The sequence below is a fragment of the Mycobacterium sp. URHB0021 genome (assembly GCF_054057895.1).
On sequence record NZ_JBSRZT010000002.1, the window covers coordinates 582,363 to 599,131 of the forward strand.

Annotated in this window: 20 protein-coding genes and 2 pseudogenes; 13 read left to right on the top strand and 9 right to left on the bottom strand. The window is 65.7% G+C overall.

Going from position 1 to position 16,769, the window contains the following annotated elements; genetic code table 11:
* Window positions 1-54 precede the first annotated feature (54 nt).
* Together ACVWWN_RS04930 and aspA are read left to right on the top strand one after the other, a co-directional pair.
* Complete coding sequence (locus ACVWWN_RS04930; protein WP_457142896.1) at window positions 55-978, top strand: LysR family transcriptional regulator; 924 nt, start codon at window positions 55-57, stop codon at window positions 976-978.
* Window positions 979-1,071: 93 nt separating this feature from the next.
* Window positions 1,072-2,472 carry an aspartate ammonia-lyase gene (gene aspA / locus ACVWWN_RS04935; RefSeq protein WP_457142897.1) on the top strand — a complete coding sequence of 467 codons (1,401 nt, stop codon included), beginning with the start codon at window positions 1,072-1,074 and terminating at the stop codon, window positions 2,470-2,472.
* On the opposite strand, the gene ACVWWN_RS04940 is transcribed toward aspA, so the two are convergent.
* Genes ACVWWN_RS04940 through ACVWWN_RS04955 form a run of 4 tightly spaced genes read right to left on the bottom strand, consistent with a single transcriptional unit; the run spans window position 2,469 to window position 6,005 of the window.
* Complete coding sequence (locus ACVWWN_RS04940) at window positions 2,469-3,647, bottom strand: M20 family metallopeptidase (RefSeq protein ID WP_457142898.1); 1,179 nt, start codon at window positions 3,645-3,647, stop codon at window positions 2,469-2,471. The two genes, aspA and ACVWWN_RS04940, sit on opposite strands and share 4 nt — an antisense overlap.
* Window positions 3,644-4,318 carry a DUF1028 domain-containing protein gene (locus tag ACVWWN_RS04945; protein ID WP_457142899.1) on the bottom strand — a complete coding sequence of 225 codons (675 nt, stop codon included), beginning with the start codon at window positions 4,316-4,318 and terminating at the stop codon, window positions 3,644-3,646. The genes ACVWWN_RS04940 and ACVWWN_RS04945 overlap by 4 nt, the downstream gene beginning before the upstream one ends.
* Window positions 4,315-4,743, bottom strand: coding sequence for a RidA family protein (locus tag ACVWWN_RS04950; RefSeq protein ID WP_457142900.1), 429 nt, complete (start codon window positions 4,741-4,743; stop codon window positions 4,315-4,317). Before ACVWWN_RS04950 ends, ACVWWN_RS04945 begins: the two co-directional genes overlap by 4 nt.
* A complete protein-coding gene (locus ACVWWN_RS04955) occupies window positions 4,740-6,005 on the bottom strand; it encodes a flavin-containing monooxygenase (protein WP_457142901.1) in 1,266 nt (421 codons plus the stop codon). Before ACVWWN_RS04955 ends, ACVWWN_RS04950 begins: the two co-directional genes overlap by 4 nt.
* Window positions 6,006-6,194: 189 nt before the next feature.
* Between ACVWWN_RS04955 and ACVWWN_RS04960 the strand changes: the two genes are divergently transcribed.
* Complete coding sequence (locus tag ACVWWN_RS04960; protein WP_457142902.1) at window positions 6,195-7,043, top strand: carbon-nitrogen hydrolase family protein; 849 nt, start codon at window positions 6,195-6,197, stop codon at window positions 7,041-7,043.
* Here ACVWWN_RS04960 and ACVWWN_RS04965 read toward each other — a convergent pair.
* Window positions 7,040-7,189, bottom strand: coding sequence for a hypothetical protein (locus ACVWWN_RS04965; RefSeq protein ID WP_457142903.1), 150 nt, complete (start codon window positions 7,187-7,189; stop codon window positions 7,040-7,042). The two genes, ACVWWN_RS04960 and ACVWWN_RS04965, sit on opposite strands and share 4 nt — an antisense overlap.
* Window positions 7,190-7,226: 37 nt before the next feature.
* On the opposite strand from ACVWWN_RS04965, the gene ACVWWN_RS04970 reads away from it, so the two are divergent.
* Window positions 7,227-7,508 carry a hypothetical protein gene (locus ACVWWN_RS04970; protein WP_457142904.1) on the top strand — a complete coding sequence of 94 codons (282 nt, stop codon included), beginning with the start codon at window positions 7,227-7,229 and terminating at the stop codon, window positions 7,506-7,508.
* Here ACVWWN_RS04970 and ACVWWN_RS04975 read toward each other — a convergent pair.
* Window positions 7,465-8,388, bottom strand: coding sequence for a DMT family transporter (locus tag ACVWWN_RS04975; RefSeq protein WP_457142905.1), 924 nt, complete (start codon window positions 8,386-8,388; stop codon window positions 7,465-7,467). The two genes, ACVWWN_RS04970 and ACVWWN_RS04975, sit on opposite strands and share 44 nt — an antisense overlap.
* 61 nt (window positions 8,389-8,449) lie before the next feature.
* On the opposite strand from ACVWWN_RS04975, the gene ACVWWN_RS04980 reads away from it, so the two are divergent.
* Window positions 8,450-9,046, top strand: a complete 597-nt coding sequence (locus ACVWWN_RS04980; RefSeq protein WP_457142906.1) for a CGNR zinc finger domain-containing protein — start codon at window positions 8,450-8,452, stop codon at window positions 9,044-9,046.
* 110 nt (window positions 9,047-9,156) lie between these two features.
* Complete coding sequence (locus ACVWWN_RS04985) at window positions 9,157-9,894, top strand: cutinase family protein (RefSeq protein WP_457142907.1); 738 nt, start codon at window positions 9,157-9,159, stop codon at window positions 9,892-9,894.
* On the opposite strand, the pseudogene ACVWWN_RS04990 reads toward ACVWWN_RS04985, so the two are convergent.
* A pseudogene (locus tag ACVWWN_RS04990) lies at window positions 9,889-10,118 on the bottom strand (NADH oxidase); the annotation flags it as partial. The gene ACVWWN_RS04985 and the pseudogene ACVWWN_RS04990 overlap by 6 nt on opposite strands.
* Before the next feature lie 251 nt (window positions 10,119-10,369).
* On the opposite strand from ACVWWN_RS04990, the gene ACVWWN_RS04995 reads away from it, so the two are divergent.
* From ACVWWN_RS04995 to ACVWWN_RS05005, 3 genes are all read left to right on the top strand, one after another.
* Window positions 10,370-11,200, top strand: a complete 831-nt coding sequence (locus tag ACVWWN_RS04995) for a DUF1206 domain-containing protein (protein WP_457142908.1) — start codon at window positions 10,370-10,372, stop codon at window positions 11,198-11,200.
* Window positions 11,201-11,384: 184 nt separating this feature from the next.
* Complete coding sequence (locus ACVWWN_RS05000) at window positions 11,385-11,552, top strand: hypothetical protein (protein WP_457142909.1); 168 nt, start codon at window positions 11,385-11,387, stop codon at window positions 11,550-11,552.
* Between the two features lie 102 nt (window positions 11,553-11,654).
* A complete protein-coding gene (locus ACVWWN_RS05005) occupies window positions 11,655-12,344 on the top strand; it encodes a type 1 glutamine amidotransferase domain-containing protein (RefSeq protein WP_457142910.1) in 690 nt (229 codons plus the stop codon).
* On the opposite strand, the gene ACVWWN_RS05010 is transcribed toward ACVWWN_RS05005, so the two are convergent.
* Window positions 12,318-13,811, bottom strand: a complete 1,494-nt coding sequence (locus ACVWWN_RS05010) for an ATP-binding protein (RefSeq protein WP_457142911.1) — start codon at window positions 13,809-13,811, stop codon at window positions 12,318-12,320. The genes ACVWWN_RS05005 and ACVWWN_RS05010 overlap by 27 nt on opposite strands.
* Before the next feature lie 159 nt (window positions 13,812-13,970).
* Here ACVWWN_RS05010 and ACVWWN_RS05015 point away from each other — a divergent pair, with 159 nt between their 5' ends.
* From ACVWWN_RS05015 to ACVWWN_RS05025, 3 genes and pseudogenes are all read left to right on the top strand, one after another.
* Window positions 13,971-14,429, top strand: a complete 459-nt coding sequence (locus ACVWWN_RS05015) for a VOC family protein (protein WP_457142912.1) — start codon at window positions 13,971-13,973, stop codon at window positions 14,427-14,429.
* A gap of 253 nt (window positions 14,430-14,682) precedes the next feature.
* Window positions 14,683-14,850, top strand: coding sequence for a hypothetical protein (locus ACVWWN_RS05020; RefSeq protein ID WP_457142913.1), 168 nt, complete (start codon window positions 14,683-14,685; stop codon window positions 14,848-14,850).
* A gap of 81 nt (window positions 14,851-14,931) precedes the next feature.
* A pseudogene (locus tag ACVWWN_RS05025) lies at window positions 14,932-15,684 on the top strand (SDR family oxidoreductase); the annotation flags it as partial.
* Window positions 15,685-15,804: 120 nt separating this feature from the next.
* On the opposite strand, the gene ACVWWN_RS05030 reads toward ACVWWN_RS05025, so the two are convergent.
* Window positions 15,805-16,185: a hypothetical protein gene (locus ACVWWN_RS05030; protein WP_457149468.1), complete on the bottom strand. Its 381-nt coding sequence runs from the start codon at window positions 16,183-16,185 to the stop codon at window positions 15,805-15,807.
* Window positions 16,186-16,386: 201 nt separating this feature from the next.
* Between ACVWWN_RS05030 and ACVWWN_RS05035 the strand changes: the two genes are divergently transcribed.
* Window positions 16,387-16,737 (top strand): L-rhamnose mutarotase, encoded by a 351-nt coding sequence (locus ACVWWN_RS05035; protein WP_457142914.1) that lies wholly within the window; start codon window positions 16,387-16,389, stop codon window positions 16,735-16,737.
* The last annotated feature ends 32 nt before the right edge of the window (window positions 16,738-16,769 follow it).

Below are 16,769 nucleotides of genomic sequence, written 5' to 3' on the forward strand. Positions count from 1 at the left end.
CATCTGTAATGCTGGCTGCGGGTACCACCGAATTTGCAGGCGAGGAGTACGCGGATGCGCCGACGTCCCGACGTCACGCTGACGCAGTTGCGGTACTTCGTGAAGGCCGCGACGTACTACTCGATGACCAAGGCCGCGGACGATCTGCACATCGCACAGTCCGCGGTCTCGGCCGCCATCAGCCAGCTCGAACAGCAGATCGGAACCCAGCTTTTCATTAGGCACCGGGCCCGTGGTCTGGCGCTGACCAGCGCCGGCGAGGACATGTTGCGCGACACCCGCGCCCTGCTGGCTCATCTCGACGAGGTGCTCGACGGCGCCAGCGGCCACGTCGACCAGGTCCGGGGGACCGTGCGGTTGGCGTGCTTCATCACCTTGACACCGTTTGTTCTGCCGCGGTTGCTGTCCGACCTCAGCGCGAAACATCCCGACCTGGAGGTCGAGGTGATCGAGACGTCGGCCGACGCCATGCGCACGGTACTACGCAACGGCACCGCGGAGCTGGCGCTGACCTACGACCTGGCGCTGGGTCAAGGCCTGGAAACCGAATACCTCGGCGTCGCCGACCCGTATGTGGCATTGCCTCCCGACCACCGGCTGGCCGGACGCAAGTCGATTCGGCTGACCGATCTGACCGACGAGCCGATGGTGCTGCTCGACCTGCCGGACAGTCGCGACTACTTCGAATCGATGCTCACCGACGCCGGCGTGACACCCACGATCCGCTATCGCTCGGCCAATTACGAGACGGTGCGCGCATTGGTGGCCCGCGGGCACGGCTTCTCGATACTCAACCAGCTGCCCACTCACGGCCAGACCTATGACGGCGGCAAGGTCAGTGCCGTGCCGATCCGTGACGACGTACCGGGATTACCGATCGTGCTGGCGCGTCAGCAGAGTGTGCGCCCCACGGCACGGGCCCGCGCCGTCGCCGCGGCGGCGCGCGACATCTTCAATCAGCAGGAGAATGCGGACTAGGCCGGAGGGCGCCGGCCCAGCATCTGCACACCTGATGTATATCGTCGTAAATCTGTGTTTTACAGATCAACACGTGAGGGTCATGATGGAAAAATGAGCACCCGTGTCGAGCACGACTTGCTGGGTGAGCGGGAGGTTCCTGCCGACGCCTACTACGGCATCCACACCCTGAGGGCCGTCGAGAACTTCCCGATAACCGGGATTCCGATCTCGACCTATCACGATCTCGTGGATGCGCTGGCGGCTGTCAAAGCGGCTGCCGCCAAGGCCAATAGCGGACTCGGTCTACTTGATGCGGAGCGGGCCAACGCGATCGTGGCGGCGTGCGATGAGATCCGCGCCGGAGTTCTGCACGACCAGTTCGTGGTCGACGTGATCCAGGGCGGCGCGGGCACGTCCACGAACATGAATGCCAACGAAGTGATCGCCAACCGCGCCCTGGAGATCCTCGGCCACCGCCGCGGCGAATATGCCCACCTCCATCCACTCGAACACGTCAATCTGGGGCAGAGCACCAACGACGTGTACCCGACGGCGGTCAAGGTGGCGCTGCAGGTCGCGGTGGGCCGGCTTCGGCTCGCCATGAACCAATTGGCAAATGCGTTCGCGGACAAGGGGATAGCGTTCGCCGACCATCTCAAGATGGGCCGTACTCAGCTGCAGGACGCGGTGCCGATGACGCTGGGACAGGAGTTCGGCACCTATGCGGTGATGGTGCGTGAGGATGCCGAACGGCTGGGCGAGGCCGCAACGCTGATCGCCGAAATCAACCTGGGTGGCACGGCGATCGGCACGGGGCTCAACTCGCACCCCGACTACGCCCGCCTGGTGTGCGTCGAACTGTGCGCCATCACCGGCCTGCCACTGGTGACGGCGACCAATCTCGTCGAGGCGACGCAAGATGTCGGCGCGTTCGTCCAGATCTCAGGTGTGCTCAAACGCACCGCGGTGAAGCTGTCCAAGATCTGCAGCGACCTGCGCCTGCTGTCGTCGGGCCCGCGCGCCGGACTCGGCGAGATCAACCTGCCGCCGGTGCAGGCGGGCTCCTCGATCATGCCGGGCAAGGTCAACCCGGTGATCCCCGAGGTGGTCAACCAGGTGGCCTTCGAAGTGATCGGCAACGACGTCACCGTGACGATGGCGGCCGAAGGCGGCCAGTTACAGCTCAATGCATTCGAGCCGATCATCGCTCACAGCCTTTTCGAATCCCTGACCCACCTCACCGCGGCCTGCGAGACGCTGGGGATGCGGTGCGTCGCCGGGATCACGGCCAACGTGGAGCACATGCGCGCCACCGTGGATCGCTCGATCGGTCTGGTCACCGCGCTGAATCCGCACATCGGCTACGAGGCCGCCACTGCGCTGGCCACGGAGGCACTGGAATCGGGCCGCGATATCGCCAGCCTCGTGGTGGAACGCGGTCTTCTCGGTGCCGACCGGCTGACCGAGCTGATGCGGCCGGAGAATCTGACTGCTCCGACGCGCCGAACCTAGGCCGGGGCCTGGTCGGGGTAGGGGCCGGTCAGCAGCCGGTGGCGGATATCGCTACGGGAGGCGGCGTCGACGATCGTGCCGGCCAGGGCGAGCGCTCCCTGCGCGATGGCCGTTTCGGCGGCGGTGGTGATGGTGGCCTCGGCGAATTCGGCTTGATGGTTGACCGCAGGCAACGAATCGATGCCGATGTACGGGTGAATTGCCGGCAGAACCTGGGAGACGTTACCCATGTCGGTGGACGCCCGCGCCATCATGGCGTCCGGTCCCGAGTTGAAGTGCCTGCCGGCCGCGATTGCGCGCCGCTCGTAGCACGCGAGAAGTTCTTCGTCGGTTCGGAATTCCGCGTAAGGCTTGGACTCCGGCGTGACGGTCAGATCGGCGCCGGAAGCCAGCGCGCCGGCCTGGAAGCAGCGCATGACGCGGGCCTCGACATCGGCCAGTTCGGTGAGCGTCTCGGCCCGCACATACCAACGTCCCTCGGTGCGTTCGGCGATGGCGTTGGGCGCCTCCCCGCCGCGCGTCATCATGCCGTGTACTCGCACCGATGAAGGCAGTTGCTGGCGCAGCAGGCCGATCGCGACCTGTGCGACCGTGAACGCGTCCGCCGCATTGATGCCTAGTTCGGGGTAGGCGGCGGCGTGTGCCGCCTTTCCCCGGTATTCGATGTGGCTGTGTGACACGGCAAATGGCCGTGCCCTGGCCACATCGACGGGACCGGGGTGAACCATTGCGGCGGCGTGTTGTCCGGCGAAACCACTGCGTTCGAGCATCTCGATCTTGCCGCCGCCGCCCTCTTCGGCCGGTGTGCCGATCACCGTCAATGTCAGACCGAGGTCGTCGACGACGGACGCCAGTGCAAGCGCTGCCCCGACCGTGATCGCGGAGATCAGGTTGTGACCGCACGCGTGGCCGAGGCCGGGGAGGGCGTCGTATTCGGCGCACAGCGCGATGTGGAGGTCCCCGCTGCCGATGTGCGCGGCGAATGCCGTGTCGAGGCCGCAGTAGTGATCGGTGACGTCGAACCCGCGGTCTGACAACTGTCCCGCGACCCGCCGCGCTGAACGAACCTCTTCCCACGCGGTTTCGGGATGATCGTAGAGATCACGGGACAGGTGGATCAGGTGCGGGTGGGCGGCGGCCACACCTGCGGCTATGGCGGTGTCGATGGTTGTCACAGATCCCCGGGTACTCCGTATGACGGCGCGCGGGTCGGGTCGATGCCACGCACCCGATAGTCGTCTTTCTGCGGCTTCCACAGCTGCCACAGTTCGGCCAGAGCTGTGACCGGATCGTCGGCGAAGTCCACCCGCAGGTCGGTCACCGGCCACGGCACGTCCTCCACCACGACCATGCCTGCGGCGTGCACCGGGCCGTCTTCACCGCCGGCGGCGAGCGCCGCCCGCAGGCCGTCGAGCAGACGTTCTTCGAAAGCGGCCGCACCGCTGTCGCAGTAGCCGGCCAGAAGTTCGGCGATCACCCCTTCGTGTTTGAGGAGATTGCCGGCGGCGACTGCTTGATCACCTTGGGTGTGGGTGTGCACACCGAGGCTGCGCGTCCCGGAATGCACCGCGGTGTTGCCGCGGACGTCGACGACAGTCAGTTGCCGGTAGTCCGGGAATTGCTCCTGTGCCAGTGCGGCTTCGAGAGCGGCTTCGGCGTCCGAACCACCGGCGAGCGCGTCGAGGACGAGTGTTCCGAGTGCCGGGTTGGTGACGTTCTGTGACGCGACCACGCCGACGGTCGCCCGCGCGTGCGCGCATCGCGACGCCACCGCGGGGCTCGACGAACAGACCACGATGCCAAATGCGCCCGTGCCGGGGTCCCGTGCCACGAGGGAGAATGTCATCGGTCGGTGCCCTTCGGCTCGCTCATGACTGCGGTGGCGTCGATCTCGACCAGCCATTCGGGGCGCGCGAGTGCCTGGACGACAAGCCCGGTCGAGACCGGGTAGACGCCTTTGAGCCAACGTCCCATGACCCGGTATACCGTTTCGCGGTATCGGATGTCGGTGAGATACACGGTGACCTTGACGATGTCCTGCAGTGAGCTGCCCGCCTCGTCGAGGAGCATGGCGATGTTGCCCATCGCCTTCTCGGTTTGCGCCTCGACGTCGCCGATGCCGACCGATTCCCGAGTGTCCAGATCCTGACCGATCTGCCCGCGCAGGTAGACCACGCCGCCGGCGACGACCGCTTGACAGAGGTCGTTGTCGAGATTCTGCTCGGGGTAGGTGTCTTTGGTGTTGAAGGGACGGATCCGCTTGTGCGTCATCGGGCAACCATCCGCTGGGCGGCGTCGTAGGCGAGGTAGCCCCGCTGAATTGCGATCTGGTCGGCGAGGTATTTGGCGTCGTGCCACACGCCCCAGATGAAACTCGACCCACGTCGCGACAGCCATGGTAGGCCCAGAAAATAGATACCGGGTTCGGAAGACACGCCGCGCTGGTGCCTCGGCCTGCCGTTTTCGTCGAACGCATCGACCTGCAGCCAGCTGTAGTCGACGGCGAAGCCGGTCGCCCACACGATCGAGGTGACGCCGGCGGCGGTCAGATCGAGTTCGAGGATGGGATCGGTGATGCAGCCCGGGTCGGGGCCGAAAACCCGGGCCTCCGGCTCCTCGGGGAGGTCGAGACCGTTACGGGCGAGGTAGGCGTCGGCCTCGTCGAGCATGGACAGATAATTCGCGTCACCATTGTCGATGTTGAGACGGAGGTCGGGCGCGAAGCGCATGATGCCGCCGTCGAATGCCTCTGCCCGTCCCAGGAGTGTGATGCCGCCGGCGGCGAGGGCGCGGAAGTCGACGGTGTTGCCGCCGTGCGCTCCGCTGACCGCGATGGTCACATGCTCCGCGCCCCGCGGCGGCGCCGAGGCGTCCCACTTGCCGAGGACTCCGAGCCACCAGCAGAAGTCCCTTCCGCGATAGCTTCGCGGCGGCCGGTCGTGTGGCCCGACCGCGAGGTAGACCTGCCGACCCGACTGCTGGAGTTCGTCGGCAATCTGCACCCCCGACGATCCCGCCCCGACGATGAGGACGGCGCCGGCGGGCAGCTGTTGAGGATTGCGGTACGAGTTGGAGTGAATCTGATGGACTCCGGCACTGTCGGGCACGACTGCCGGAGTGATCGGCCGCTGGAACGGGCCGGTGGCGGCCACCACGTAGCGCGCCTCGATGGTTCCGTGGGATGTCTCAACGCGAAAACCCGTTCGGCCGCTGTTTTTTCGCACTGATATCACTTCGACACCGGTACGTATAGGCGCGTCGACCTTCTCCGCATAGGACACGAAGTAATCCGCGACCTCTTCCTTCGTGGCGAACCCGTCGGGGTCGATGTCGAACTCCAGACCCGGGAATCGGTCGTGCCACGCGGGCCCGTTGGCCACCAGGGAATCCCATCGCCAGGAACGCCATCTCTCGGCGATACGGTCGCGCTCCAGAACGAGGTGCGCCACGCCGTGTGAACTCAGATGCTCGCTCATCGCGATCCCGGCCTGGCCCGCGCCCACGACGAGAACCTCGATCTCTTGGTTCGCCACCCTATCCTCCACTGCTTCAAACACACTCGGTGATCAGTTCCATGATTCATGCGGTGACCGCATCTGTATAGCTCATATATCCGATCTATCGCATCGCGAAAATCGATCTGAGTGGTCATCTCGGGAAACGAACCGTTGCATCGATAACGTGTTCTTGACGGGGCGACGACGGCGCGACGATAGTCGGCCTTGGCTCTGAGCCGAGAGGAGCGTCGTGAATTGAGCGGCAGCGTCACCATCGGGATGGCGCAGTGGTTGCCCGGCTGCAACGAGCCAGATCGAAATCTGCGCGACGCCCTGGCATTCGTCGACGACCTCGCTCGGCGTGGCTGCGGTCTCGTCGTTCTGCCGGAATTGTGGCCCTGCGGATACGATCCCGCGACCTTGGAGCGCGATGCGCGGAATGCCGCCGAACCCCTCGACGGTCCTCGAAGCCGACGCCTGGCGGCCGCGGCACGTGCCCATGGCATCTGGCTGTTCGCCGGCTCGGCACCCGAGCGGGATGGTGACGTCGTCTACAACACCGCCGCGGTCTACGGGCCGGACGGCACTCTCGAGGCCGCGCACCGCAAGGTGTACCTGTACACCCCCTTGGGTGAGGACAAGGTGTTCGCGGCAGGCGCCGGGCCGACCGTGGTGAACATCGAGGGAATCGGCACGGTCGGTATCAGCACCTGCTTCGACGGTGACCATCCGGCGTACGCCAGGCAGCTACATGACCTCGGTGCCCGGGTCGTCGTCGAACCGGCGGCGTACGAAATCGCAGCCGAATCCTGGTGGGACGTGCTGTATCCGGCTAACGCCCTGGTCAACGGCCAGTGGTGGGTGATGGCCAACCAGTGCGGTGATGAGTTGCTCGGAAAGAGCAGAGTGATCGCGCCAGACGGGATGATCGCCGCGCAGGCGAGGCGGGTGGGCCAGGGCGACGACTCGGAGCTGCTGGTTGTCAGCGTCGACCTCGAATGCGGCATCCGCGAAGCCGAACGGACGGCCGGCGCGCTGTGGGCCGACCTGCCGGGAGCCCGCCGGCCTGCCTAGCCGACCTGGGCGGTCAGGCGCGCCGGGCGATGCCGTTCAGGTCCGGTGCCGATGGCGAATGCGAACGACGCGAGAACGGCCGCGACGGCGAACGGCACCGGCATTCGCCGGGACTGTGCCTGCACGAGCTCGAGTCTGGTGGACACAGCGCACCAACAGGACTCGTGACTACCGTCGCGGCACATGACCGCACCGTTTAACCACGCACCCGCTCGCCCCGTCCGCGAGAACACCGTGGGTGACACCGCCCTCGCCCGCGGGATACTGGCCGTGATCACCAGTGCGTTGCTGGCCGGACTTCTGTTCGGCAGTCTGGCTGTGACGCTGGGTTTGGCCGGCCTGGATGCCGTGGCGGAAGAGAGGGCCACAAACCGCAAGTCGGCCATCGCCGCCGTCGTTCTCGGCGTTGTAGCCATCGTCATCAGCCTCGTCTCCCTTGTGTACAGAATCTGGCGGATCGTCTAGTTGTGCTGCCTACCCGACTGGTACCGAGGTAGCCGGCCAGCAAGATCAGCGTGCAGCCCACCAGCTGGGCCGGCGACGGCCGTTCGTCGAGCACGACAGCGCTCAGGACGATTGCCCCGATCGGAGTCAACAGGAGCAGCGCCGAGCTCAGGTCACTCGGTAGTCGCGGCGAGAAGTAGGCAACCAACAGCCAGCCCAGCAGCTGGCCGGTCACCGTGACGAGGATCAACCAGCCGGTCGTCTCCGCGCCCGGTGCCAGCTCGAGTCCGTGCCAAAACGGCCCGACCACGATTGACAGCACAGCGGAAGTCACCAACACGACGGTGTACGTCTGCACGGGCTGCCCGCGCCGACCGCCGCGCCGCAGCAGGAACAAGAAGCCCGAATAGCACACCGCGGCGCCGATGGCGTGCAGCGTGCCCCGAAAGGGATCGCTTCCGCCGACGCCATGTTCGAGCACGCCGCCTGCGAGGACGACTCCGGTCAGGACGACCGGCAGCGCCCGCCGGAACCGCTGCGGCACCCGTTCACGATCGATGAGCCAGGCCAACAGCGGCACGATGGCCACTTGCGCGTTGACGAGCACGGTCGACAATCCGGCGCCGACTTCGGATATGGACTGGGTCCACAAGAGCATGTCGCCGCAAAACAGGACACCGCACACGACCGACCAAGCCGTTCGGTCCGTTGTCAGCCCGCCCGAGCGGCGGCGCTCACGGGCGGCGAGCACCGCGAGCACCGGAAGAGCGAACGCGCTGCGTGCCAGGGTGGCTGTTGCCGGCGTGGTGCCGGCCAATCCGAGGATCACCGCCGACGCGGACACGAACAGGGCTCCCAGGCCGAGCCCGGACGGGGCGAGCCGGTCTTGAAAGTGGCTCATGTCTTTCGATTAACACTCTGTCTAATGGGCTAAACCTAATTTGACCGTTAGAATCGGCGGGGTGACGAATCATGCCGGCGCTGCAGAGCTCGATCTTCGTGGCGGCCATCCGGCCGTGGACTTCGTCAACACGGTGACATGGCGTGGCGATCCCGCCCGGCGAACCGATCATCTGGTCGACTTCGCCTCCCTCGTCGGGTGGGCATGGCACGCCGATGTGATGTCGAGCATCGAACGCCGCGCCGTACAGGCGGCCGGCATGTCCGACGAACGAGCGGCCCGACGCGTGCTGCGCCGCGCGCACCACCTCCGTGAGGCATTGCACGCGCTGTGGACGTCGGACTCTTCGGACACCTCGGCGGTCGTCGACGAGTATCGGGCAGCGCTGCGCAACCAGACACTGCGCATCGCCGGCGATCGAGTGCGATGGGTCGATCAGGCGCTGATCGTGGACACACCGGTCAACCGGATAGCCGTCGCGGCGGTAGCACTCCTCGACACGGTGGCCCTCCCCGTCGTCAAGGAGTGCGGCGACGCCGCGTGCGGGTGGCTCTTTGTCGACAACAGCCACCAACGCGGCCGGCGCTGGTGTAGTTCGGCGGATTGCGGCAACCGGGCCCGCGCGCGACGGCACTACGACCACCGCAGGTCCCGATAGTTCAGTCGAACGATGGCACGGACATCTTCCCGCTGGCAGGTATACGCCTGCGGCCGTCAGCCGTGGCAGTCTTATGCGACTCGCTTGGAGACGGCTGTGAAGGGGACGATATGGGAATCTACGCCTCGAGGCTGGCCGCTTCCCGCCGACGGAGGCTTCGTTGGCTGGCTGCCACCGTGGTGTCCTTCGCGGCGGTGATGGGACCGCAGGCGACCGCTCCAGCGGTAGCCCAAGATCCGTCATGCCCGAAAGTCGAGGTGGTCTTCGCGCGCGGAACGTTCGAGGCTCCCGGAGTGGGTGCCACCGGGCAGGCGTTCGTCGACGCGCTCAACGCCCGGCTGGGTGGCGATCCCGTCGACGTATACGGCGTGAACTATCCCGCGTCGTTGGACTTCCCGGCCGCCGCGGACGGCGTGGTCGACGCCAGCAACAGGGTGCAGGCGATCGCGGCGAACTGCCCGGACACCAGGATCGTGCTCGGCGGCTACTCGCAGGGCGCCGCGGTGGCCGCCTACCTGACCTTCGACGCGGTTCCGGCCGGGCTGGTGTTGCCCGACGGCACCGGGCCGATGGCACCGGCGATCGCCAATCACGTTGCAGCGGTAGTGCTGTTCGGCACACCGGACAACTGGTTCCTCAATCTGGTCGACCCTGACGCACCGCCGATCACCGTCGGACACCTCTACACGGCCAAGACTTTGCAGCTGTGTGATACCGGCGACCCGGTCTGCTTCCCCGGCGGCCTCGACCGGGCCGCGCACAGCGCATACAAGGACAACGGAACGGCCGATCAGGCCGCCGCCTTCGTCGCGAAAGCACTCTCACCGACCGCGCCGCGTAATTCATGATGCCTGCGGGGTCACCAGGAACTTCTCCCCGGTTGCTCGTTTCACGTAGGCATTGAACGCGTCCGGCTCGAGCATGCCGGCGAGTGACACTCCCCGGGGGTAGGCACTCGCGAATGTCGTGGTCAGTTCCGCGGCCACGGGGGCCAGGAGCCATCCGATTGTCTCGGCGCCGGCTTCTGGAGGAACGGGGTCAGCAGCCATCCTCCGATTCCCCAGGCCATGCCGTGAGCAAGCCCAGGTCCGATGGATTGATCGGCGAGGCCTCGACGCGTACCAGCACCTCGTGGTCGGCGGGGGTCGGAACGGGGACGTCGTGCAATCACAGCTCGAGCGTGCCCCGCGAGGTCACCAATGAGTGCAGTGACAGGGCATTGCCAGGCAAACCTGCGGTCATGGGTGGCGCCTCGTTCCCTGTCGTATGTGCCAGGGTCGCCACGACCGCATAGAAGCCTGGCCCGCGGGTACACATTGCACGATGACCCTGCGAAGGACCCGAAAGCGCCGCTGGGGTGCGGTTCATCGGGCCACCCGGAACGGCGCGCTACAACTGGCCGCCCGCGCCGGCTTCACGGTCAGCGGGACGCTGCACCTGCTGATCGCGTTCATCATCCTGCGGATCGCTCGGGGCGGCGGGGGAGATGCCGATCTCTCCGGTGCGCTCGCCACCATCGCGACCACGGCCGAAGGCTCGGTCGCCTTATGGGCCATCGTGGTTGCCCTCATTCCATTGGCACTGTGGCGGCTCGCCGAATCGATCATCGGACTACACCCTGCCGAGGGGCCGGATGCGGATGCCGCCGACCATCGCGTGAGTAACCGGCTGAAGGCATTCGGTCTGCTTCTCGTGTACTGCGGCGTTGCCGTGACCGCCGCGCGGTTCGCTGTCGGCAGCCGCCAATCCAGCAGCCGGCAGAACGCCGGACTCAGCGCCCGACTCATGGAAACGGACTGGGGCAGAGCGGCTCTGATCGTCGGGGGCGCAGTGATCGTGGTGATCGGCGGCTACTACGCCTACAAGGGCGCATCGAAGAAGTTCCTGGACGACCTGACCGTCTCCCACGGTCGGGTCGTCACCGGACTGGGCCTCTGCGGATATTTCCTAGAGGGAGTGGTGCTGTGCTGCGCAGGCACCCTGCTCATCGTCGCATCCCTGACGACCGACCCGGCCAAGGCGACGGGCCTGGATGCGGCGGTGAAGACACTGGGTCAGGCGCCCTCAGGGCGAGCGCTGCTTCTGATCGCGTCCGTGGGTTTCGCGGCATACGGCCTGTACAGCTTCGCGATGGCCCGCTACTCGCGGATGTGACCCGAGCCAACCGAGAGGCCGCGGCGGTCCCCCGTACCGGTTGATTGCTGCCACGTGTCGATCAATTACTGCCGATGGAAATGGATGCCCTGACCTGCTGGTTGTAGCGGGCATACCGGCCGGGATGGCCTCCCAACCGGACCGCAGACAACAAAATCGCCGCAGTACGAGAAGAGGGATCGACATGAAGAAGTTCGGATTCGCCAGCGTCATCGCCACCGGTTTCGCCGCAGCCCTGTTCGGTCTGGCCGCACCGGCCAACGCCGACGTCGTGCACCACGACTGGGTGCATGAGATCCAGCAGCACGCCACCGTCGGCTCGGTGACCTCGACCGTCGGCAACGGCCGCTGACCCCACGAACACACCGAAGGGGCGCCCGGACGACGGGTGCCCCTTCTGCGTATGCGGGCGAATCCACTCTTCGTCCGCAACGGGCCCCTACGCTTCTCTGCCATGAAGATCCTGATCGTCTTGACCTCACACGACCAGCTCGGCGATACCGGGCGCAAGACCGGATTCTGGCTCGAGGAACTCGCCGCGCCCTACTACCACTTCAAGGACGCCGGCTGGGAGATCACCCTGGCCTCGCCGAAAGGTGGCCGCGCTCCCCTGGATCCGAAAAGCAATGAGTCCGATTTCCAGACGGATCTGACGCGGCGCTTCGAAGCCGACGCCGAGGCCGAGGCCCAGCTGAATGCGACGGTCCAACTGGACTCCGTGAGCGCCGACGACTTCGATACGGTGTTCTACCCGGGAGGGCACGGCCCGCTGTGGGACCTCGCCGAGGACCCGGTATCCGTCGAGCTGATCGAACGAATCGTGCAGTCCGGCAAGCCCATCGCGCTGGTGTGCCATGCACCCGGTGTGCTGCGTCATGCCAAGAATTCCGACGGCACCCCGCTGGTCGCGGGCCGGCGTGTCACCGGCTTCACCGACGACGAGGAGGAGGCCATGGGCCTCACACAGGTGGTGCCGTTCCTCGTCGAAGACGAACTCGTCGGCAAGGGCGCCGACTTCTCCAAGGTGGAGAACTTCGCCTGCAACGTCGTGGCCGACGGCCGCCTCATCACCGGCCAGAACCCGGCATCCTCCGGTCCGGCCGCCCTCGAGCTGATCTCACTGCTGGACAACACCCCCGCCTAGTTCGTCGGATCCCGACATCTCGGGAGGGGGCGCCTCCACCGGCAGACACACGACGAATCTCGTGTCACCGGGGGCGGATTGCGCGGTCAAGGTGCCCCCGTGCTTCTCGACGATCCGCCACGCCAGGTCCAGGCCGAGTCCGGTGCCCTCGCCGACGGGCTTGGTGGAAAAGAACGGGGTGAAGATGCGATCGATGATGTCTTCGTCGATACCCGGACCGTCGTCGCAGATCTCGACGCGGACAACGCCGTCACACTCCCAACCGGTCCGCATGGTCAAGGTACCGTGGCCGTCCATGGCCTGGATGGCGTTCTCGATGAGATTCGTCCACACCTGGTTGAGATCACCTGCATAGCAGAGGATTTCGGGAAGAGCGAGATCCCACTCGGTCACCACCCGGATGGGACCGGTCTGGCTTAATCGCGTGTCGAACATCAGCAGCGTGCTGCGCAAGAGTTCGTGGACGTCGACGTACTGATAGTCGCCTCGATCCATCTGTGAGTACTGCTTGGCGCCTGCCAACAGGGCTGATATCCGCTTGCTGGCCTCGGTGATTTCCCGCATCCGCAACTCGGTGTCGATCGTGTGTTTCAGCCAATCGACGGCACCTTGCAAAACGCCGCCGGCCGACCCACCTTGTGGTGGGCGAATTGTTGCCCACACTCGGTCCAGCCAGCCGACATCCAGCCCCGCATCCACGAACGTCGGTGCGTAGTCCCAGCCACCTGCGACGGCGTGATCGTCAAGCCAGGCGCTGATCTGTTCCTCCCGGTCGGACGACTCCAGCGGGCTCAGTTCCAGAAGCGTCGACGTGCCGACGTGTTCGGCGACGTCGTCTTGAATTGTCGCCAAAGCATGCAGGGACTCGGGGGTGAATCCGCCGCCGGCGATCATCGCCAGTTTGCGTCGCAGATTGCCGACACTCTCGCGCAGCCCTGCGACAGCACGAGCGGTGGCCGCGGCGGGATTGTTCAGTTGATGCGTCAGTCCTGCGGTGATGGTGCCGAGCGCCTGCAGCCGTGCCCGCTGGCCGACGATCTGTTGTTGTCGCAGACCGCCGAGCGTATGGCCGGCGAGCAGGTGTACGGCCATCGGAAACTGGGTCTGCATGAAGTGGGCGAACTTGTCGGCGTCCAGCACGAAGAATCTGCATGGGCGGAGGAGCCGGATGGAAACCTCGTAAGTCGGCTCGGGAATCGGGACATAGGCAGACCAGGCGCCGCAGTAGATGCCGCGTTGGGACGTGCGGTGTGTCTGGACGTCGATGCCGCCGGTCCGGCCCGACATCACCAACTCGCCGTCGATCAGGACGTAGAAGCATGTCGCCGGTTCGCCTTCAGTGAACAGCGGCCCCGGCGGAAAACTCTCGATGCGGCCATCGGCGCACAGGATGTCGAGCTGTGCATCCGACAGGTGCTCGAAGAGGAACAGGGTGCGCAGCTCCTCGGCGTTACATTGCTCGCCCATCGCGATCCCTTGTCGTGTTGAACCGGATGCGAATGTTCGCCCGGGTTACCATGCGACACAGACCAGTTAAAATACGCCATCGTCAACGACGGCCGAATCGGAATGCGTCAGAACCGGGCACGGAATGCGCCGGCGTCAACCTCGCCGTCATCGGTTGCGATGAGCAGAACGCATGGGGAGGCCACCTTGAGTGACGTCATCGACGCCAGATTCACCGGGGTCCACCATCTGTCGTTGACCGTCACCGATCTCGAGGCCAGCGCCGCCTGGTATCAGCGGGTGTTCCGCACCGAACGTCAGGACGTGACGATCCCACACCACGGACGCGAGGAGACCGGCTACTCCGTGTTGTTGCCTGAGCCGCGATCGGGTTTGGTTTTCGGGCTGCACACCAACATCGGTAATGATGGTGGACCGTTCGACGAAGCGCGCACAGGGTTGGATCACGTGTCGTTCCAGGTGGCCGATCGCGCCGATCTGGTCACCTGGACCGCATGGCTGGACGAGCTTGGCGTCGCCCACTCCGGCATCGTCGACGAAACGGAGCCGATCACCTACTCAACGGTGGTTTTCCGCGACCCTGACAACATCCAGCTCGAACTCATCGTCAAAGACTGAGTTCGACATCGTTGCCATCGACGACTGGCGCCATCTGACGGCAATGCCGTGGCGGCGATGAACACCGCTGCAACGGAGGACAACTCATGGGATTCAGGCCCGGAACCGATTGATTGCTGCCACGTGTCGATCAATTACTGCCGATGGAAATGGATGCCCTGACCTGCTGGTTGTAGCAGTCATACCGGCCGGGATGGCCTCCCAACCGGACCGCAGAGAACAAAATCGCCGCAGTACGAGAAGAGGGACCGACATGAAGAAGTTCGGATTCGCCAGCGTCATCGCCACCGGTTTCGCCGCAGCCCTGTTCGGCTTGGCCGCACCGGCCAGCGCCGACATCGGCCATCACGACTGGGTGCGCGACATCCAGCAGCAGGCGACGACCGGTTCGGTCACGTCGAGCGTGGGCAACGGCCGCTGACGCACCAGCCTTGAGAAGAAGGGGCGCCCTGTGCAGGGCGCCCCTTCTTCATGCGCCGGGCCCGGAGGATACGGTCCAGACATGAGTCGGGTGTCGGTGATCACAGGCGGCGCGGGTGGTATGGGTCTGGCCACGGCCGGCATCGTGGGCCGGGACCACACAGTCGTCCTGTGCGACGTCAGGCAGGAGCGGCTCCACATCGCGGCCGCCACCCTCGAGGACGTCGGAATCACTCCCACGATCGTCAACTGCGACGTGACCGACCGGCAGGCCGTAGTCCGGCTGCTCGAGACCGCCGCCGGCCTCGGGCCCGTCGCCTCGGTGATCCACCCCGCTGGGGTGAGCCCCAGCATGGGCGACGCCGAATATGTCATGAGAACCAACGCGCTCGTTACGCTCAACGTCAACGAGGCCTTCACGCAGGCAGCGGGCTAAGGATCCACCATTGTCAACGTCGCGTCGATGGCGGCACACATGCTGCCCGAGAGTGTGATTCCGACACAACAATTCCCGCTCGCCCTGACGGACGAAGACCGCTTCACGGACGAGATGCTGTCGGCGTGCGACATTGCGCCCGAGGACGCGCGATGTCAAGGGCTTCGCATCGTCTCGGGCTCCCCGGGCTCTGTCGACACCGAGATGGGCAGGCTCGACGAGAAGGCCGGGGCCGGTGCGATGGTCGCCGACCCTGCGGTCCCGCGCTGGGCCAAGCCGGAAGAGATGGCAGAGCTGCTTGCGTTCTGCGCAAGCGACAGAGCGGGTTACCTGACGGGCACCGACATCCTGCGCGATGGTGGAGTGATCGCCTCGATGACGAAACGAGCACGGGTGGCCGGGCCAAAAGTACTGAAACACAAGACGATCCACGCCGAAGTCGTTACTGGAGGTCGGCGACGAAGGCGTGCCGACCGCCATCGGGCACCACCTGAACCTGCGCACGCGCACTCTGCCCAATCACAATCCCGGCAGGCAGTTGATCAGCGGGATGCAGGGCGGCTGGGGAGGACGCGGCGGCCCGGGAGGCTGACCCGCGATGATGATCGGCTCCGTCAAGGGAGCGTTGGGGTCGAAGTAGAAGGTGTGGCAGACGCTCTTGTCCCAGTCCGGTATGCCGCTCATTCCCGAACCAGGGCACCAGAGCTGGCCGCAATTGCCGAACGCGTCGCACGTCCCGGGCGGCCCCTCGGGCGGTGCACACGGCGCAGTGTTCGCGTTCGACGGCGAACACAAGGTCTCGGCGTGCGCGGTGCCGGTCGCCGACCCGAGGCAGGCGACATTCAGGCCACCCGAGGCGAAGGCGGCGATCGCAATCGCTGCGATATGGGTTCGGTGCATGGCGGGCTCCTTTCACGCTGTGCCGTCCCGTTGGCATACGAGTCGGGCAAGCACAACCCGCCCAGATGGCTACCGATCCCAACAAATGCGCGACAGGCCTGCCCACCAGCGCCGCCATTGCGGCACCTTGACTGGCCGCCGCCAGGGGCCTACCGTGACCGTAGTCACTAATTGAAACGTTTCAATCACCAGGAGACGGAGATGGCAGCCGCGGCGACCGAGAGGGTCTGCTTCCTGCTGCACCTCAATCCCGATCGCGTCCAGGAGTACCTCGGCGTCCACGACACCGTGTGGCCGGAGATGCTCGACGCCCTGCGTGACGCCGGGTGGCGCAACTACTCCCTGTTCGTCCGCCCTGACGACGGACTGGTGGTCGGATACCTCGAAACCGACGACTTCGCCGCCGCACAAGCCCGGATGGCCGCCACCGACGTCAACGCGCGGTGGCAGTCCGGTATGGCCCAGTACTTCCGCAACCCGGGCGGTGCCGATTCCGGCGCCCACCCGGACACGGCCATGCAACAACTCGTCGAGTACTTCCACCTCGACTGAATTCCACCGCACCAGCGACATCAAAGGATTGC

What these genes read in the sequence shown, in the direction of transcription:
- ACVWWN_RS04945 (WP_457142899.1), bottom strand. Translation starts at nt 4,318, where the DNA reads ATGACATTCTCCCTCGTGGCACGGGACCCCGGCACGGGCGCATTTGGC.
- ACVWWN_RS04930 (WP_457142896.1), top strand. Translation starts at nt 55, where the DNA reads ATGCGCCGACGTCCCGACGTCACGCTGACGCAGTTGCGGTACTTCGTG.
- aspA (WP_457142897.1), top strand. Translation starts at nt 1,072, where the DNA reads ATGAGCACCCGTGTCGAGCACGACTTGCTGGGTGAGCGGGAGGTTCCT.
- ACVWWN_RS05020 (WP_457142913.1), top strand. Translation starts at nt 14,683, where the DNA reads ATGAAGAAGTTCGGATTCGCCAGCGTCATCGCCACCGGTTTCGCCGCA.
- ACVWWN_RS04975 (WP_457142905.1), bottom strand. Translation starts at nt 8,388, where the DNA reads ATGAGCCACTTTCAAGACCGGCTCGCCCCGTCCGGGCTCGGCCTGGGA.
- ACVWWN_RS04985 (WP_457142907.1), top strand. Translation starts at nt 9,157, where the DNA reads ATGGGAATCTACGCCTCGAGGCTGGCCGCTTCCCGCCGACGGAGGCTT.
- ACVWWN_RS05030 (WP_457149468.1), bottom strand. Translation starts at nt 16,185, where the DNA reads ATGCACCGAACCCATATCGCAGCGATTGCGATCGCCGCCTTCGCCTCG.
- ACVWWN_RS05005 (WP_457142910.1), top strand. Translation starts at nt 11,655, where the DNA reads ATGAAGATCCTGATCGTCTTGACCTCACACGACCAGCTCGGCGATACC.
- ACVWWN_RS05000 (WP_457142909.1), top strand. Translation starts at nt 11,385, where the DNA reads ATGAAGAAGTTCGGATTCGCCAGCGTCATCGCCACCGGTTTCGCCGCA.
- ACVWWN_RS04970 (WP_457142904.1), top strand. Translation starts at nt 7,227, where the DNA reads ATGACCGCACCGTTTAACCACGCACCCGCTCGCCCCGTCCGCGAGAAC.
- ACVWWN_RS05010 (WP_457142911.1), bottom strand. Translation starts at nt 13,811, where the DNA reads ATGGGCGAGCAATGTAACGCCGAGGAGCTGCGCACCCTGTTCCTCTTC.
- ACVWWN_RS04950 (WP_457142900.1), bottom strand. Translation starts at nt 4,743, where the DNA reads ATGACGCACAAGCGGATCCGTCCCTTCAACACCAAAGACACCTACCCC.
- ACVWWN_RS04995 (WP_457142908.1), top strand. Translation starts at nt 10,370, where the DNA reads ATGACCCTGCGAAGGACCCGAAAGCGCCGCTGGGGTGCGGTTCATCGG.
- ACVWWN_RS05015 (WP_457142912.1), top strand. Translation starts at nt 13,971, where the DNA reads ATGAGCAGAACGCATGGGGAGGCCACCTTGAGTGACGTCATCGACGCC.
- ACVWWN_RS05035 (WP_457142914.1), top strand. Translation starts at nt 16,387, where the DNA reads ATGGCAGCCGCGGCGACCGAGAGGGTCTGCTTCCTGCTGCACCTCAAT.